A 15,198-nucleotide genomic window follows, 5' to 3' on the forward strand; every position below is an offset into this window, starting at 1 on the left:
CGCCACGGCACGCAAGGCACCGCTCCGACTCCCTCAGGCAGTGTCGAAGCCGCGCATCCCGCTTCGCCGCCTCTCGGAGCCCCTCACGAACGCTGCCTCCGAGCCATGCGAGGCACCGCTCCGACTCCTTCAGGCAGTGTCGAAGCCGCGCATCCCGCTTCGCCTCTCACGAACGCTGCCCCCAAGCCATGCGAGGCACCGCTCCGACTCCTTCAGGCAGTGTCGAAGCCGCGCATCCCGCTTCGCCTCTCACGAACGCTGCCTCCGAGCCATGCGAGGCACCGCTCCGATTCCCTCGGAGGCAAAGCACCGCCGACTCAGCCGGACGGCGGCGACGCCTCTCGGCCCTACGACTCCGCCTCCGCGCCCGACGCCTCCAGCAGCTTGTAGAGCGTCTTGCGGTCCACATCGAGCAGCCGAGCCGCCTCGCTCTTGTTGCCACCCACCGCCTGGAGCACGTGCGCCGCGTACCGCCGCGACAGTTCCGCGAGGCTCGGCATGTCTCCCGCCAGCCCCGTCAGTCGCTTGGGAGCATCGCCAATCGGCTCCGGGAAGTCCTGCGGACCCAGCACGCCCGTCACGTTGAGCGCCAGGGCCCGCGCCACCACGTTCTCCAACTGCCGCACGTTACCCGGCCAGTCGTAGGCCGTCAGCCGCGACATCGCCTCCGACGTCACCACCGGGCTCACTCCGCCCCGCGCATGTCGCGACGCGAAGTGCACCACCAGCGCCGGGATGTCCTCGCGCCGCTCGCGCAAAGGCGGCAGGTGCAGGTGCACCACGTCCAGCCGATACAGCAGGTCCTCGCGGAACACGCCCTCCGCCACCCGCTCCTTCAAGTCCCGGTTCGTCGCCGCGACGACGCGCGCGTCCACCTTCACCGGCACGCTCTCACCCACGCGCCGGATTTCGCCCTCCTGCAACACGCGCAGGAGCTGCGACTGCACCTTCATCCCCACGTCGCCAATCTCGTCAAGGAACAGCGTCCCGCCATTCGCCTCCTCGAACACACCCCGCCTCGCGCCCGAAGCGCCGGTGAAGCTGCCCTTCGCATGGCCGAACAGCTCGCTCTCCATCAACGATTCGGTGATGGCGCCGCAGTCCACGGGGATGAACGGACCGTTGGAGCGGGGCGAGCGATTGTGCAGCGCCCGCGCCACCATCTCCTTGCCCGTGCCCGTCTCACCCGTAATCAGCACCGGCACGTTGCTCGCCGCCGCGCGGGCCACCTGCTTGTACACCTCCAGCAGCGCCGGGCTGCGCCCCACCAGCGCGCTGCGGTCCACGTGCTGGCGCAGCGAGCGGTTCTCCTCCACCAACCGCTTCTGCTCCAACGCCCGCCGCGCCACGCGCAGAATCGCGTCCACGTCGAAGGGCTTGGCCAGGTAGTCGAAGGCCCCCAACTGGATGCTGTCCAGCGCGCCCTCGATGTTGCCGAACGCCGTCACCACAATCACCGGCGTGTCCGGAAGGTGCGCCTTCACCTCCTGCAACACCTTGAGGCCATCGCCCGGCTCGGGCATGGCCATGTCCGTCAGCACCAGGTCGAACGAGCCCTCCGCCAGCTTCTCCTGCGCCGCCTTCGGGTGCGCCGCCTGCGACACCGCGCCCAGGGGCCCCAGCAACCGCTGGAGCAAGTCCCTCGCCTGAGGGTCATCGTCCACGACGAGGATGCGGGATGTACTCATGAGGCCACCTTGCGATTCGCGGAAGCAGTGGACGACTCCACGGACTCGACGGTGCTCCCCACCGTCGGCCGCGTCACGCGCGCGAAGCGCACCACCACGCGCGTGCCCTTCCCCTCTTCCGAGCGCACCGTCAACGTCCCACCGTGCGCCTCCACCACGCGCTTCGTGGTGGCCATGCCCAACCCATGCCCTGGCAACGAGCGGACTTCCGGCGCGCGGAAGAACGGCTGGAACAGCGAGGCCATCGCCACCGGCCCCATGCCGATGCCGTTGTCCACCACCTCCAACACCGCGTCCGTCCCCTCGGTGGACACACTCACCGTCACCCGAGGCTCCGGCCGGCCCGCCGTGTACTTCACCGCGTTCGTCAGGAGATTGCGCGCCGTGACTTGCAGCAACTGCCCCGGACAATCCACCGCCACCCCCGCTTGCAGCGTCCGCTCCAGCGCCACGCCCTGCGCCGCCGCCGTCTGCGCCACCTCCAGCAGCACCGTCGTCACCGCCGTGTCCAGCTCGCCCACGGTGCGCTCACCGCGCGTGCCCGCGCGACAGAAGCGCAGCAGCGCTTCAATCAGCTCACCCATGCGCACCGCGCTCGACTCGCACTGCGCCAGCATCTCCAACGCGCCCGCGTCCTTCACCGCGCCCGTGCGACGGATGAGCGTCAGGTAGCCCTTGAGCGGCGCCAGCGGACTGATGAGGTCATGCGCCACGCGACGCGTGAAGGAATCCAGCTCCTCGTTGTGCCGCCCCAGCTCCGTGAGCTGCCCCTGAATCGTCGCGTCCTGGCGCTTGAGCAGCGTGGTGATGTGCCACCCCACCAGCATGGACAGCAGCATCGCCAGGAGCGTGGTGCCCGCGCCCAGCGCCGTGTTGCGCACGCGCAGGTCCGCCAGGCGCCCCACCAACCGGCGCGCCTCGTTCGCGTTCTCCTCCGACAGCGAGCCGCCCAGCGCGTCCAATTGCGCGGCCACCGGACGGATGCGCTCGGCCAGATGCCGGCGCGCCCGGTCCGCCTCGCGCCGCTGGGAGAACACCGCCGCCGCGCGCACCTGGTCCGCCAACCCCTGGCAGGCCGCGTTGAAGCGCTCCCACACCGCCTTGTCGCCCGGCGGCAGGTTGCGCGTGTACGCCTCCGAGGCGAAGCGGATGTCGGTGAGAATCTCCTCCATCACCGCGTCCGCGGCCTTGCGTTCGGCGTCGTCCGTGGCGCGGATGTGCGCCTCGATGGCGGACTCCAGCGACAGCGCGTCCACGCGGATGCGGCCAATGAGGCTGGCGCGCTCGAGCGCCTCCTGCACCAGCGCGTCCACCTGCGTGCCCGTGCGGACCTCCGTCCACAGCGTGAAGGCCGTGACGGCGGACAGCAGGGCCACCACGAAGAAGAAGCCTGCGCGATAACCGCGAATGGACGTGCGGGAGCTCACCAGGGTCCGACCTCTACCACGGCGGCACGGGCCCGAGGACCCAGCCCTCCGTCAAGGCACCGCCGTCCCGTCGCCTGCTTCAGGGGCGTCCGGCTGCCGGGCCGACGGCAGCCGCCGCCGCGCCCGCTCCAACGCTGACTCATAGAAGACGTCGGAGAGCTGCTCGTGCATCTCCCGCAGCTCGTTCAGCTCCCGCTCGCGCGCGAGCAGCTGCGTGTTGTGCTCCTCCAGCGCGTGCCGGTCCGCCTCCGTGCGCACCAGCTCCTCCATCAGCGCCAGCCGGCCCTGCTCCACCTCGGCGCGCTCCTGCGTCAGCCGCTCGATGGTCGCCTCCAGCGCCGCCAGTCGCATCGCCACCGCTTCGGTGCGCTCGCGCTCCACCTGGTACTCGCGCTGCCAGCGCAAGGTCTCCTGGACCTGCGCCTCCAGGCGCTCAGGCGTGATTCGCGCGCACCCCGTCGCCAGCCACGCCACAGCCGTCGCGAACCACAGGAACCGCATACACCGTCTCTCCCGCGCCGCGGTCGCGAGAGATTCGCGACGACGCGGTGCCACGGGCCCATACCCTCTCGCCGAGGATGGGCGCGAAGCTTGCTCAAGTGCCCCGGTGTCGTCAAAGCGACAAGTGCCTGTCTGGGGAGCAAGCCCCCAATGTTGGAGCTTCAACTGAGGAGTTTCTCCCCAGCGTCCGGCCCGCGAGCGCCGCGCCTCACTCGGAAGAGGCCGCTGGCACGCGTGCTGCTCAAGCGCCTGCCCGCTGATACGGCGCAATCTCGCGTCGTCCCCCCTCAACGGAGCTTTCCATGAAGACCGTGTTCGCCGCCGCCCTGCTCGCCGCCGCCACCGCGTTTGCCAACACCCCGGCTCCCGCCGCCGCCCCCGCCGCCGAGGCCAAGCCGGCCGCCGCCGCGCCCGTCGCGGCTCCCGCCGAGGCGCAGCCCGCGCCCGCCGCCGAGGTGAAGGCCGAGGAGGCCAAGCCCGCCGCCGCCGAGGCCAAGCCGAAGGCTGGCAAGAAGGCCAAGAAGGCGGCCCCCAAGGCCGAGACCGCCGCCGAGACCAAGTAGTCTCGACTTCCTCGTTCTGAGGAATCCACACGAGGGTGCCCTTCCAAGGGGGCGCCCTCGTGGCATTTTCAGGGTCTGTCCTGCCCCGGACACTTCGTCGCCGGCCCTGCCTGCTCGGAAAAGCACCTGTGTCATCTACACCCCTCCTGGGTCATTGTCTGCGGCACGAACTCTTGACTTTCAGTAAAACTGGGATTTGACAGAAACACAGTAATCGCGCTTAATGTGACTTCAGAGGATGACAGTCCGTTCCGGATACTTGCGGAACCCGTTGCAATTCGTCTTTTCCTGGAGTCACCCCATGGTGGAAGCCTTCTCGAAGGTGTCGGAAGCCTCGAAGCTCTTGCTGGAGAAGGGGCTCGGGCCCAGCACCGCCGTCGAGTCCCTGGGGATGGTCGGCCATGCGCTGGGCGTGGACCGGGCGTACATCTTCGAGAACCGCACGCAGCAGACGTACGGCCGGTTCGTGACGGACCTGCGCTACGCCTGGGCGGAGCCGCCCACCGCGTCCGCGCTGGCCAACCCCGTGCTGCGCGCCTTCTCCTTCCGGGACTTCGCGCCGGGCTGGGTGGACATGCTGGAGGCGGGAATGGTGGTGGCGTGCCCCACCCGTGACGCGCCGCCCATGATGCGGGACTTGTTGGAGCGCCAGGGAACGCAGTCGATCCTGCTGTGCCCCATCAACCCCTCGCGCCAGCAGTGGTGGGGGGTGGCCGTCTTCGAGGACTGCCGCCGTCCCCGGGCGTGGAAGCCCGAAGAGGTATCGCTCCTGAAGTCGCTGGCGCGGGCGGTGGCGGCGTCGGTGCGCCACGGGCAGATGCGCTCGTCGTTGGATCAGGTCCGCACCAGCCTGCGCGCGGCGGTGGGTCGCACTCCGGCTTCGGGGCACTGAGACTCGAAGTCGCTCCCCTGGTCGCCGGGCAGCCTGGGCATCGGCGACCCCCTCTCTCGCGCGTGGACACCTCCGCCGAGCGTTTCTGTTACCCTGGCGGCCCCCCTGCCCTACCGCCATGTCCTCCATTGACCCGACGGCGATAAGCCGGACCCGTTCCCCGGATCTCATCAGCGGTTACCGCCTCGAAAAACTCGTGGGTACCGGAGGCATGGGAGAGGTCCACAAGGCCACCCAGTTGTCGCTGGGCCGCACGGTGGCGGTGAAGCTGCTCAACGCGGAGCTGGCCAAGGACCCGTCCTTCATCGCGCGCTTCCAGAAGGAAGCCGCGGCCCTCGCCGCGCTGAGCCACCCCAACGTCGTCTCCATCGTCGACAAGGGGAAGACGGACGTCACCTACTACCTGGTGATGGAGTTCGTGGACGGGCCGTCGCTGCGCGAGTTGATCCGCGCCCCCCAGCTCGACATCTTCGGCGCGCTGCGGCGGATGCTCGAAATCTGCCGGGCCATTGAGTACGCGCACGGCCGAGGCGTCATCCACCGCGACCTGAAGCCGGAGAACATCCTGCTGGACCAGCAGGCGGGTGGCATCGCCAAGGTGTCCGACTTCGGGCTCGCCTCGTTCCTGGACGACGCGAGTCCCTCCTCGCGCTACGCGCTGACGTCCACGCACGTGTCCATGGGCACGCTGTCGTACATGGCGCCCGAGCAGCGGGTGGACGCGAAGAACGCGGACGCGCGCGCGGACATCTTCTCGCTGGGCGTCATCCTCTACGAGTGGCTGACCGGCGAGGTGCCGCTGGGCACGTTCGACCCCCCGTCCCAGCGCAAGCCGGGGCTGGACCCGCGCGTCGACAGCATCGTCACCAAGTGCCTCAAGCCGGACCCGGAGGACCGCTACCCGTCGGTGGCGGCGCTCATCGCGGACCTGGAGCTGCTCGTCCCCGGAAGCCTCCCGTCGATGCTGCCGGTGAAGCTCACGCGCGTGCAGCGCGTCAAGGCGGGCGTGCGCAAGGTCGTGCGCGTCGTGATGCAGACGGTCGCCGTGCTGATGGTGCTGGCGGCGAGCTTCGTGCTGGGCACCGCGTTCTACCTGAGCGGCGAGCGGCGCGTCCCCACCTCACCGGGCGCCACCATCATGGCGTACCTGGGCGAGCCTCGAATCCAGCCCGTGCCCGGGCGGGAGGAAGCCGGTCCGGAGCGCCGCAAGGTGACGCTGGGCGAGGGCCTCGCCGAGCAGAGCCTCGTGGTCGCCGGCAGGCCGGTGAACCTCGAGGACAAGACGCTCGTGTTCCCCTGGCAGGACGACACGACGGGCGTGGGGCGGGTGCGCGTGGACGTCACGCGACGGGAGGGAGACATCCTCAGCCTGACGGGCCAACTGCTCACCGAAGCGCCGCCGCCCACCTGGGAGCGCCGCCTGCGGGACATGTTCAGCCTGTACCAGCCTTCTGCGCCCCCCACCGTGGCCATGCTGCTGACGGGAAGCACCGGCCGCTACGTGGCGCTGGTGCACAACGGAGTGGGCGAGCCCTTGCGCCTGGAGTGGGCGCTGGGTGAGCGCCGGGGCGCGATGCTGGGCATGGAGTCGCCCCGAAGCGGCCCGGTGTCGCTCGAGCTGGCGGTGGACGCCGAGGGCCGGCTGGAGGCCTTCATGGGCACCGGCAAGGACCGTCGGGCCATCTTCGAGCCGCTGGTGCTCGGCATCGGTTGGATGGACCAGTTCGGCGACGCGCCCTTCCCCGGCTTCGGCTGCATGGAGGCCACCTGCCGCGTCGCCGGCATCACCTACGTGCTGAAGCAGTCCCCGCCCGGGGGAACCACGGCCCCGGTGCCCACCCCGCTGCCCCCGCCGGTGAAGACGGTGGCCGTCGCGGTGCCCGCCAAGGCGGTGGTGCCCAAGAAGGCGCCGCCCCCTCCCCCCAAGAAGCAGCCCGCCAAGCCCGCTCCGAAGAACGGCAAGCGCCGCTAGCCCCCTTCCGAGCACTCGAAGCGGACAGAGACTCGCAGGGGAATATGGCCAGTGACGGGGGATTGCATTATCCCTCGACCCTCCTATGCGCACCTTCCGCCGCGGCCTGACCGCGTTCGCTCTCGTCGCCGGCCTCTCGGGCTGCTCCCACTCACCCTCCTCCGCCAGCATCGCGCCGCGCGTGCTGGAGTCCGCCGCGGAGAAAGCCCAGTCCGGTTCGGACGAGGCGCGCACGCTCGCGTTCGCCGGCTTCCATGCGCACCTGCTCGCGGGCGACTCCGTCCAGGCGCAGCAGCGCTTCGACGCGGCCATCGCCAAGGACCCGGGGGACCCGTACGCACTCATCGGTCAGCACCTGCTCGCGCGGCGCGCGGGACGGCCGGACCGGGCCCTCACCGCCGCGCTGGAGCTGGTGACGCGCGCGCCCACCCACCCGCTGGCCCTCATCGCCGCGCGCTACGCGCTGGACACCGTGGGCACCGCGCCGCCGCTGGATGACGCCATCCTCAAGGCCGCACAGCAGGCGCTCGGCGCGGGCGCCACCGGAGAGACGGCCTACCTGCTGCGCGGCGCGCGGCTGTCCGTCGCCGTGGCGCGCGGGGACACGAAGGCGCGCGACGCGGTGCTGCGGGAGCTGGGCGGCGTGTCCGAGGCGACGCTCGTGGGCCCCTTCTCCGCCTTCCACGTCCTGTCCTGGGATGAGCCGTTCCCCACGAAGCAGGACGGCTCGCTCGCGGGCCCCTTCACTGGCGCCTTCGGGGCGGTGACGCCGCGCAAGCTGCTCGCGCCGGACGGACGGCTGGACCTGGCGGGCGAGCCCGGCGAGGGCGACGTCTACCTCATGGCCTTCGACGCGGAGGTGCCGGAAGCGGCCACCTACGTGGCGCGCTCGGTGAGCGCCGCGACCCACCAGCTCCTCGTGGACGGCGCGCCGCTCATGGAGCGCCGGGGCTGGGAGCGTGCCACCAGCACCGTCACCACCCGCGCCGTGGCGCTGCCCGCGGGCAAGCACCGCTTCATCGTCCGCCAGCTCAAGGGCGCGACCTCCGGCGTGTTGTCCTTCTCGCTGATGCGCGCCGACGGCCGGCCCTCCAACGTGCGCTTCACCGCCGCCACGGGCGCGGCCCCCGCGTCCTGGGGCAGCGCGCCGAAGACGTCCGAGGCCGTGGGCGTGTACCCCACGACGCAGAGCCTGAAGGACGCGCTGTCCGGTGAGGCCGGAGACCTGTTGTCCACCGTGCTCGCGGCCCGCGACGGGCTGTCGCGCGACGCGGATGGGGCGCGCCGGCTGATGGCGGACGTGGAGGCCACGACGCCCGCGCTGCTGTCGCTGCGCGCGGAGCTGGCGGCGGCGGACCGCACGGTGCCCGCCAAGGTGGCGCGCGGTCGGGCCACGCGGGACTTGGAAGCGCTCCTGCCCAAGGACCCGGGCAACGTGGGCGCGCTGCTCCTGCGCGCGGACCTCTTCATGGACGACGGCCAGCCCGCCTCCGCGCTGGAGACGCTGAAGACGGCGAGCGAGGCCGTGCAGCCCCCGGGCTTCCCGCTGTTCCTGATGCGGGCGCGCGCGGCGCTGACGCTGGACGTGGACGCGCTGGCGGAGGAGTCGCTGGCGGCGGCGCTGCAGATTCAGCCCAACCTGTGTGAGGCGCTGGGGCTCCAGTACAACCTGGCGCGGCGGCGCGACGCGGTGGAGCGCTCGGACGCGCTCGTGGAGGCGCAGCAGAACTGCCCTGGCGTCCAGGCGCGGCGGGCCGACCACGCGCGCACGCGCGGCGATTTGGAGACGGCCGCGCGCGCCTTCGCGGAGATGCTGGCGCGAGACCCCACCAGCGTGAGCGCGGGCACGTCGCTGGCCACCCTCTACGTGGGGCTGCGCCGCCACGACGACGCGCTGGCGGTGCTCCAGGCCCTGACGGTGACGTGGCCGCGCAACGCGGAGCTGCTCAAGCGCATGGCGGACGTGCGCGAGTACGCGGGACAGAGCGCGGAGGCGCTCGCGCTGAGGGAGAAGGCGCTGGCGCTGGAGGGCGAGGACCTGTCGCTGCGGCGCGCGGTGGAGCGCGCGAAGACGGGCAAGGAGCTCTTGCAGGAGCACGCCATCGAGGGACGCGAGGCGATGCGCGCCTACGACGCGGAGCCCGTCACCGGCGGCGCGGCCGTGTTCGTGCTGGATGCGGCGGCGGTGCGCGTGTACCCCGACGGCAGCATCGTCAACCGCATCCACACCATCCAGAAGGCGCTGGAGCAGTCGGGCGTGCAGGAAATCGCGGAGGTGAACGTGCCGCGCGGCGCGCAGGTGCTGGCGCTGCGCACGCTGAAGGCGGACGGGCGCGTGCTGGAGCCGGAGAACATCGAGGGCAAGGACACGGTGAGCCTGCCCGGCGTGCAGGTGGGCGACAGCGTGGAAGTGGAGTACCTGCTCGCGGAGAGCCCTCGCGGCCCCGCGCAGCCGGGCTTCACGGCGTCCGCGTTCTACTTCCAAATCGCCAACCAGCCCAACGCGTGGACCACGTACACGGTGGTGGCGCCCAAGGGCTCGGGCATGAAGGTGGACGCGCACGGGATGAAGGCGCCCCCGCCGACGGTGAAGGGCGACGAGGAGGTCTTCCACTACGAGGCGCGCCGCGTGCCGCCGTTCATCCCCGAGCCGGACGCCCCTCCCTCCGGCAACGAGTACCTGCCCTTCGTCATGGTGGGCGCGGGCGCCACGGGCAACGAGGGCCTGATTCGCGTCTACGGCGACGCCTTCCAGGACCGCTGGCTGCGCACGGCGGAAGTCGTGGACTTCACGCGCAAGGCCACCCAGGGCAAGCAGGGCCTGGACGCGGTGAAGGCGCTGCATGCGGCGGTGATGCAGCGCTTCTCCGGACGGGACAACGGGCTGGGCCAGTCCGCGGCGTCCACGGTGGCGCAGGACCGGGGCAGCCGGCTGGCGGTGCTGAAGGCGGGCCTGGAGGAGCTGGGCATCCCCTCGCGCGTGGCGGCGGTGCGCACCTTCAACGTGGACCCCAACGACTACCTCTTCCCCAACGACAGCCTGCTGCCCTACGCGGCGCTGCGCGTGGAGGTGCCGGGCAGCGAGCCGGTGTGGGTGGATACGTCGGTGCGCTTTGGCCCCTTCGGCGAGCTGCCGGAGTTCGCCATGGGCGGGCGTGACGCGTACCTGGTGCCGGAGCCGGGCCGGAAGCTGGAGGTGGTGAAGACGCCCGCGATGAAGGAGTCCGCGGGCAAGCAGGTGCGGCTGACGCTGTCGCTCGACGCGGAAGGCAAGCTCAGCGGCAAGGGCGAGGAGACATACCTGGGGTTCGAGGCGGCGCAGCTGGCCGAGGCCTTCAACCAGCTGTCCGCGGAGAGCCGCAACCAGGCGCTCCAGGGCGCGGTGGCGCGGTACTTCGGAGGCGCGGCGCTGTCGAGCGTGAAGCTGGACCACGAGGACGTGGTGGGCGCGCCCTTCGTGCTGCGCTACGAGTTCACCGTGCCGCGCTTCGGGCGACTGGAAGGCGACAAGCGCATGGCGCTGGGGCCCCTCACCTTCCCCGCGCAGCTCGGACGGCGCTACGTGCAGCTCAGCTCGCGCCGCACGCCGCTGTACATCGACAACACGGAGGCCAGCAGCACGCAGGTGACGGTGGCCCTGCCCTCCGGCTGGAAGCTGCCGGACCCGCAGCCGGCGCTCGACGTGAAGAACCCGTTCGGCCGCTTCACCCGCACGGAGAAGCAGGAGGGCTCGACGCTCACAATCACGGAGTCGCTGCGGCTGCCCCGCGCGCGCGTCGCCCCGCGCCAGTACGAGCAGTTCTCCGGCTTCACCGGCGACGTGGACCTCATCCAGACACGCGAGATGTTCCTCGTGAAGCCGTAGTCCAGGCCGAGCTGGCCAGCGGGAAGCGGACGCTCCGTCGCCCGCCTGGCCCCCCGGCGTCCCACCCTTTCAGGCGACTTCGGCGGGCCTCCCGGGTTGAATACGGGAGGCCCGCTCGCGTCTGAAGGCCCATCGAAGTCCCTCGCGAGGGGGATGGCATTCTCAACACGGAGACGACGTCATGAGTCCTCGAAGCTGGCTCTGGATGGTGGCCCTGCTGTCGGCCCCGGTGGTGCAGGCGCAGACAGCCCCGGTGCCCTCGGACACGGGTTATGCCGATGACGGCCGCGAGTACGCCGACGGCGACTACGACGAGGACTCCGACGAGGAGATGGCGCCCATGGCCCCCCAGCCTCCTCCGTCGCTGCCCACGGAGCGGCCGTCGCGGCGGCCCTACTCCGGCGCCGTGTGGGCCTCCGGTCACTGGTACTGGGACGGCGGCGAGTGGCGCTTCAACCCCGGCACCTGGGTAGCCCCCATGGCGGGCTACCAGTTCGTCAACGGCTACTGGGAAGAGGACCGGGGCTCCTGGTACTGGGTCTCCGGCGGCTGGGCGCGCCAGGGCACCACGGAGGTGGAGATTCCCATTGCCGTCTCCGCGGAGACGCTCTCCACCCAGCAGGCGCCTCCCGCGCCTCGCCAGGAGATGCGCCCGGCGGCGCCCTCCGCGAACCTCGTGTGGGAGCCCGGCTATTGGTACTGGTCCGGGAACGACTGGGACTGGGTGGACGGCACGTGGGCCGCGCCGCCGCGAGCCGACCTGGTCTTCGTCTCGCCCCGCTGGGTGCAGCGCGGACTGGCGTGGCACTTCCTCGGCGGAGGCTGGGCGCCTCGCGGCTCCGTGAATGTCACCATCCCCGTCTTCCGCCACGCGCGCGTCACCGTGGGCTGGGGCCACCCCAACTACTTCGCCCACACGTGGTACCGCGCGCCGGCCGTCCGCTACTACTACCACCGCCCGTGGCGGACCTCCGGCCACTACTACCGGCATGACCGCGTCTGGCGCTCGCCGACCTACCACAGCTACTGGAGGGACCGCGGCGGCCCCAGGCACCACGACCGCGATGACTCCTGGCGCAACCGTGGTAATGACCGCTCGCACCGCGATGACCGCTGGAAGGGTCAGCAGCCGTCGCGACGCCAGGACCGCTGGCGCTCCCCCAGCCAGCGCTCGCGCACCCACGACGCGACGCCCGCCGGCGGTGGCTCCCATGGCCATGGCCGCGGCCGGGGACGTGGTGACCGCCACTGAACATCGCCCGGCACCCAAGGCGGAGGCGCCCCGGCCTCCGCCGTTCACTGGCAGACAGCAGCCTCGTTCAGACTCGCGAAAATCAAGATTAAACAGCAAATCCAAGGTGCTTCATGACCCTCCCCCTGGAGTGCTCCATGACATCCTGGATTCGTGGTTTCGCGTGGTTGGTACCCCTGTGTTTGCTGGCCGTGGCGTGTGAGCCCGAGCCCTCGCTCGAAGCGGCGGAAGCCCCGAGCGAGGTCGGCACCACGAGCGCCGCCATCACCCTGCCGCCGTCATATGCCGATGCGCTGGTGACGGCTGTCTCCCAGCCCACCGCGTTGGCCTTCACTCCGGATGGGCGGCTGCTCATCACCACCCAGGGAGGCCAGCTGCGCGTCTTCGCGGGCGGCGTCCTGGTGGCGACCCCGGCGCTGAACCTCGCCGCCAGGCTGTGCACCAACTCGGAGCGCGGGCTCCTGGGCATCGCGGTGGACCCGGACTTCAGCAGCACCGGTCATCTGTATCTCTATTACACGTTCAACAAGTTCAACACCTGCACCACGAACATCACCAACGTCGCGGTGAACCGCGTCTCGCGCTTCACGCTGTCGACGGGGAACGTGGTGAACCCGGCCAGCGAGCTGGTGGTGCTGGACAACATCCCCTCCACGGCGGGCAACCACAACGGAGGTGATTTGCACTTCGGCGCGGACGGATTGCTCTACGTCAGCGTGGGTGACGGTGGCTGCCAGCTCGGGGACCCGAGCCGCTGCGCGGGCCAGAACACCACCGCGCGCCGCCTGGACGTCCTGCTGGGGAAGATGCTGCGCATCCGCAAGGACGGCACCATCCCCACGGACAACCCCTGGTACGCGGCCTCCGGCAGCCGTCGCTGCGGCAACCCCACGGGCGTGCCGACAGGCACCGGGCCGTGCCAGGAGAACTACGCCACGGGCCTGCGCAACCCGTTCCGCTTCGCCTTCCAGCCGGGCACCAACACCTTCTTCATCAACGACGTGGGCCAGGGCGTCTGGGAGGAAATCGACGAGGGCATCAAGGGCGCGGACTACGGCTGGAACACGCGCGAGGGCCACTGCGCCAACAACTCCACCACCAGTTGTGGGGCGCCTCCCGCCGGGATGACCAATCCGCTGTTCGACTACAAGCACGGCACCAACCCCACGGGCTCGCCCTTCCAGGGTTGCAACTCCATCACCGGTGGCACCTTCGCGCCTCCCGGGGCCTGGGCCTCCTCGGATGACAACGCGTACTTCTTCAGCGACTACGTCTGCGGCAAGGTGTTCAAGCTGACGCGAGGCTCGGGGGGCGCCGTGACGGTGGACGCGTTCGCCACCGGCCTGGGGGGCAGCTCCGCGGTGACGCTGCGCTTCGGCCCCGCCGGTACGGGCCAGTCGCTCTACTACACGACGTACGCGGGCGGTGGAGAGGTCCGCCGCATCGACTTCACCGGCACGCGCAACCGGGCACCCACGGCCGCGCTGTCCGCGAGCCCCACCGCGGGCGCCACGCCCTTGACGGTCAATTTCAACGGCGGCGCCAGCAGCGACCCGGACGGGGATGCGCTGACGTACGTCTGGAACTTCGGGGACGGCAGCGCCGGAGTGGAGACGACCACCGCCACCACCAGCCACGTCTACACCGCGAGCGGCGCCTTCACGGCCTCCCTCTCGGTGCGCGACGCGCGCGGCGCCACGTCCGCGCAGGCGGCCACGCTCCGCATCGACGCGGGCAACACCGCGCCCGTGCCCGTCATCACCGGTCCCCTGGAGAGCCTGCGCTTCTACGCGGGCCAGCCGCTGGTGCTGACGGGCAGCGCCACCGACGCGGAGGATGGCACCCTGCCGGCAACGCAGCTCACCTGGCGCGCGCTCTTGCACCACAACGAGCACACGCACCCGCTGCTCGCGGCGACGAACGGCAACAACATTCCCCTCACCGCGCCCCAGCCGGAAGACCTGCCCGCGGTGCTGACGAACTTCGTGGAAGTGCAGCTCACCGCCACCGACTCCCAGGGCCGCACCACCACGGTGACGCGCAACCTGCTGCCCCACATCGTCGACGTGGCGCTGGACTCGGTGCCCTCGGGGCTGACGCTGGAGGTCAATGGCACCTCCTTCACCACGCCCACCGTCATCAAGTCCTGGGAGCGCTACACGCTCAACGTGGCGGCACCCTCACAGACCGACTCCAGCGGGGTGTGGAAGGTCTGGGCCTCCTGGTCCGACGGCGGCGCGCTGGCGCACGGCTACCTGACGCCCGCGTCCAACTCCAGCCTCTCCGCCACCTATCAGAACGGCTTCGCGGCCCGGGTGGACTTCCTGCCCGCCACCTCGGCCGTACCTTCCGGCTACGTCGCGGACACCGGACTGACATTCGGTGACCGGGGCAACGGGCTGTCCTACGGATGGAACACGGACAACTCCACGCAGACCCGCGCGAGGGGCAGCGCGGCTTCACCGGACGCGCGCTACGACACCTTCACGCACCTGCAGAAGACGGAGAACCCGAACGCGGTGTGGGAGCTCGCCGTGCCCTCCGGCCAGTACCGCGTGACGATTGCCGCTGGAGACCCGGACCACGTCGACAGCGTCTTCTCGCTCGCGCTGGAAGGACAGCCCGCGCTGTCCGGAACGCCCACCGCCACCACGCACTTCTTCACCACGACGACCACCGTCAACGTCTCCGACGGCAGGCTGACGCTCACCAACGGCAGCGGCGCCGCCAACAACAAGGTCAACTTCGTGGACGTGGAGCAGCAGTAGTCCAGGACACACCTCGCCCGGGACAGCGCTGCCTCCCGTACGCAGTCAGTCGCGCCCGGGCGAGGCGTACCCCGCCACCGCCTTCGTGCACAGGACACGACGCCCGCCGGCGGCGGCGCGCAGGACAGGAACGACGCCCCGGCGACCACCACCACTGAGCGCCGGCGGACAGCCCCGGTGGAGGCCCCAGGCATCCCCGTTCACCCACCGACAAGGAGCCTCGTTCAAGCTCGCGAAAAGTCGGCGCCGGCGCCAAGGGCCATGCGCCTC

The 15,198-nt window shown here is 70.8% G+C and carries 9 protein-coding genes; 6 read left to right on the forward strand and 3 right to left on the reverse strand.

Features of this window, described 5'->3' with window-relative positions:
* Window positions 1-347: 347 nt before the first annotated feature.
* Genes HUA76_RS00295 through HUA76_RS00305 form a run of 3 tightly spaced genes read right to left on the reverse strand, consistent with a single transcriptional unit; the run spans window position 348 to window position 3,616 of the window.
* Window positions 348-1,688, reverse strand: coding sequence for a sigma-54 dependent transcriptional regulator (locus HUA76_RS00295; protein ID WP_141647433.1), 1,341 nt, complete (start codon window positions 1,686-1,688; stop codon window positions 348-350).
* Window positions 1,685-3,118 carry an ATP-binding protein gene (locus HUA76_RS00300; RefSeq protein WP_174460424.1) on the reverse strand — a complete coding sequence of 478 codons (1,434 nt, stop codon included), beginning with the start codon at window positions 3,116-3,118 and terminating at the stop codon, window positions 1,685-1,687. The genes HUA76_RS00295 and HUA76_RS00300 overlap by 4 nt, the downstream gene beginning before the upstream one ends.
* Window positions 3,119-3,166: 48 nt before the next feature.
* Window positions 3,167-3,616: a hypothetical protein gene (locus HUA76_RS00305; RefSeq protein ID WP_141647435.1), complete on the reverse strand. Its 450-nt coding sequence runs from the start codon at window positions 3,614-3,616 to the stop codon at window positions 3,167-3,169.
* 302 nt (window positions 3,617-3,918) lie between these two features.
* Between HUA76_RS00305 and HUA76_RS00310 the strand changes: the two genes are divergently transcribed.
* The 6 genes from HUA76_RS00310 (at window position 3,919) to HUA76_RS00335 (ending at window position 14,928) form a co-directional block, all read left to right on the forward strand.
* On the forward strand, window positions 3,919-4,179 hold the full coding sequence (locus HUA76_RS00310; protein ID WP_141647436.1) for a hypothetical protein: 261 nt from the start codon (window positions 3,919-3,921) through the stop codon (window positions 4,177-4,179).
* A gap of 301 nt (window positions 4,180-4,480) precedes the next feature.
* Window positions 4,481-5,071 (forward strand): GAF domain-containing protein, encoded by a 591-nt coding sequence (locus HUA76_RS00315; protein WP_141647437.1) that lies wholly within the window; start codon window positions 4,481-4,483, stop codon window positions 5,069-5,071.
* A gap of 118 nt (window positions 5,072-5,189) precedes the next feature.
* On the forward strand, window positions 5,190-7,043 hold the full coding sequence (locus tag HUA76_RS00320) for a serine/threonine-protein kinase (RefSeq protein ID WP_174454648.1): 1,854 nt from the start codon (window positions 5,190-5,192) through the stop codon (window positions 7,041-7,043).
* An 85-nt stretch (window positions 7,044-7,128) separates the two neighbouring features.
* Window positions 7,129-10,908 (forward strand): tetratricopeptide repeat protein, encoded by a 3,780-nt coding sequence (locus HUA76_RS00325; RefSeq protein WP_174459678.1) that lies wholly within the window; start codon window positions 7,129-7,131, stop codon window positions 10,906-10,908.
* A gap of 181 nt (window positions 10,909-11,089) precedes the next feature.
* Window positions 11,090-12,160, forward strand: a complete 1,071-nt coding sequence (locus HUA76_RS00330) for a YXWGXW repeat-containing protein (RefSeq protein ID WP_174459679.1) — start codon at window positions 11,090-11,092, stop codon at window positions 12,158-12,160.
* Window positions 12,161-12,297: 137 nt separating this feature from the next.
* Window positions 12,298-14,928, forward strand: a complete 2,631-nt coding sequence (locus HUA76_RS00335; RefSeq protein WP_254613953.1) for a PQQ-dependent sugar dehydrogenase — start codon at window positions 12,298-12,300, stop codon at window positions 14,926-14,928.
* Window positions 14,929-15,198 lie beyond the last annotated feature (270 nt).

Source organism: Myxococcus sp. CA056 (assembly GCF_013336715.1).
Classification (GTDB): Bacteria; Myxococcota; Myxococcia; order Myxococcales; family Myxococcaceae; genus Myxococcus; species Myxococcus llanfairpwllgwyngyllgogerychwyrndrobwllllantysiliogogogochensis.

Excerpts from the sequence above, each read along its gene's own strand:
- HUA76_RS00315 (WP_141647437.1), top strand. The coding sequence starts at position 4,481 with ATGGTGGAAGCCTTCTCGAAGGTGTCGGAAGCCTCGAAGCTCTTGCTG.
- HUA76_RS00320 (WP_174454648.1), top strand. The coding sequence starts at position 5,190 with ATGTCCTCCATTGACCCGACGGCGATAAGCCGGACCCGTTCCCCGGAT.
- HUA76_RS00305 (WP_141647435.1), bottom strand. The coding sequence starts at position 3,616 with ATGCGGTTCCTGTGGTTCGCGACGGCTGTGGCGTGGCTGGCGACGGGG.
- HUA76_RS00295 (WP_141647433.1), bottom strand. The coding sequence starts at position 1,688 with ATGAGTACATCCCGCATCCTCGTCGTGGACGATGACCCTCAGGCGAGG.
- HUA76_RS00330 (WP_174459679.1), top strand. The coding sequence starts at position 11,090 with ATGAGTCCTCGAAGCTGGCTCTGGATGGTGGCCCTGCTGTCGGCCCCG.
- HUA76_RS00310 (WP_141647436.1), top strand. The coding sequence starts at position 3,919 with ATGAAGACCGTGTTCGCCGCCGCCCTGCTCGCCGCCGCCACCGCGTTT.
- HUA76_RS00325 (WP_174459678.1), top strand. The coding sequence starts at position 7,129 with ATGCGCACCTTCCGCCGCGGCCTGACCGCGTTCGCTCTCGTCGCCGGC.
- HUA76_RS00335 (WP_254613953.1), top strand. The coding sequence starts at position 12,298 with ATGACATCCTGGATTCGTGGTTTCGCGTGGTTGGTACCCCTGTGTTTG.